Annotated in this window: 2 protein-coding genes; both read right to left on the reverse strand. The window is 69.3% G+C overall.

The features are described from left to right. A partial coding sequence (locus VDQ18_RS23555) for an AMP-binding protein (protein WP_323023287.1) occupies positions 1–458 on the reverse strand: 458 nt, incomplete at its 3' end. A gap of 45 nt (positions 459–503) precedes the next feature. Then, entirely contained in the window at positions 504–1,649 is a 1,146-nt protein-coding gene (locus VDQ18_RS23560) for an acyl-CoA dehydrogenase family protein (RefSeq protein WP_323023288.1), read from the reverse strand. Positions 1,650–1,783 lie beyond the last annotated feature (134 nt).

Genomic DNA, 1,783 nt, shown 5'->3' on the forward strand with positions numbered 1-1,783 from the left:
CAGGCGGTCAGTTCATCCATCAGCCGCGTATCGCACAGCGCATGGGTGATCTGCGCCGCCTCGACGTATTTCGCCAGCTCGCCGGCCCGCAGCATCGGCATGGTGTTGATCACCACCGCCCCCGCCTTGGTCGCCGCCAGCCAGCAGGCCACCATCGCCGGGTTGTTGGCCGAGCGGATCAGCACCCGGTTGCCGGGCTTCACGCCCAAATCCTCGACCATGGCGCGGGCCAGCCGGTTGGTCCAGTCGGCCAGTTCCTTGTAGGTCCGCCGCCGCCCGTTGCCGATCAGCGCGGTCCGATCGCCATAGCCCTTGGCGACCATCGCGTCGGTCATCTCGACCCCCGCATTCAGCCGGTCGGGATAATCGAACCCCTCGAGCCGCAGCTCGGGCCAGGCCTCGAGCGGGGGCAGGTTGTCGCGCGTGAAGCTGTCGACATGGGCGGAGGGTCTCAGCATCTCGGGTCTCCTGTTGGATCGCGCCGGGTTTTCCCGGTCATTCGGTCATTTCTGATGGGCGGCGAGCGTCTGGCGGGCGATCACCACCCGCTGCACGTCCGACGCACCCTCGTAGATCCTGAGCGCGCGGATCTCGCGGTAGAGGCTCTCGACCATCTGGCCATGGCGCACGCCATCGCCGCCATGCAATTGCAGCGCCCGGTCGATGACCTGTTGCGCCTGATCGGTGGCGAAGAGCTTGGCCATGGCGGCCTCGCGCGTGACCCGGGGCGCGCCCGAATCCTTGGTCCAGGCGGCGCGGTAGACCAGCAGGGCCGAGGCATCCACATCCACCGCCATATCGGCGATATGCCCCTGCACCATCTGCAAGTCGAAAAGCGGCGCGCCCTGCACCTGACGGCTGGTGACCCGGTCCAGCGCCTCGTCCAGCGCCCGGCGGGCAAAGCCCAGCGCGGCGGCGGCGACCGAGGAGCGGAACACATCCAGCACAGACATGGCGATGCGGAACCCCTGTCCCGGCCCTCCGATCATGGCGCTGGCGGGCACCCGGCAATCGGTGAAGCGCAGACGCGCCAGCGGATGCGGGGCGATGGTGCTCAGACGCTCGACCACCTCGAACCCCCGCAGATCCGGCGTGACGATGAAGCAGGACAGTCCCTTGGCGCCCGGCGCCTCGCCGGTCCGGGCAAAGAGCGTATAGACATCGGCGATCCCGCCGTTGGAAATCCAGGTCTTCTCGCCGTTCAGGACGTAGTCATTGCCGTCCCGCGTGGCGGTCATCGTCGAATTGGCCACGTCCGAGCCCGATTGCGGCTCGGTCAGCGCGAAGGCCGAGATCGCCTTCCCGCCCCGTGTCAGCGGCAGCCAATGGGCGCGCTGCTCGTCACTCCCGAAGAGCGAGATCGCCCCGGTCCCCAGCCCCTGCATGGCAAAGGCGAAATCCGCCAGCCCGTCGTGGCGCGCCAGCGTCTCGCGGATCAGACACAGGCTCCGCACATCGAGCCGCCCGTCCGGCGCCCCCGAATGCGCGGCAATCCCGGCCTCGCCCATCGCCGTCACCAGCGCCCGGCAGGCCGCGTCGGTATCGCCATGGTCGATGTCCAGCCCCGCCGCGAAAGCCTCGACCTCCGCCGCCAGCGCGCGGTGCCTGTCTTCGAAGAACGGCCAGTCCAGAAAGCTGCGATCCGCCATTTCAGTCTGCTCCCAATACGCACGGGGTTTCCAAAGGGGGGCGTGCCCCCCTTTGGGCGGGGGGTGCGGGGGGCGGCAGCCCCCAGCCCTTCGCGGTCGCTGAGGGGCGGACTCCCGGCCGCGCGGCCGTCGCG

This window comes from Pararhodobacter sp. (genome assembly GCF_034676075.1).
Classification (GTDB): Bacteria; Pseudomonadota; Alphaproteobacteria; order Rhodobacterales; family Rhodobacteraceae; genus Pararhodobacter.

Excerpts from the sequence above, each read along its gene's own strand:
- VDQ18_RS23560 (WP_323023288.1), bottom strand. The coding sequence starts at position 1,649 with ATGGCGGATCGCAGCTTTCTGGACTGGCCGTTCTTCGAAGACAGGCAC.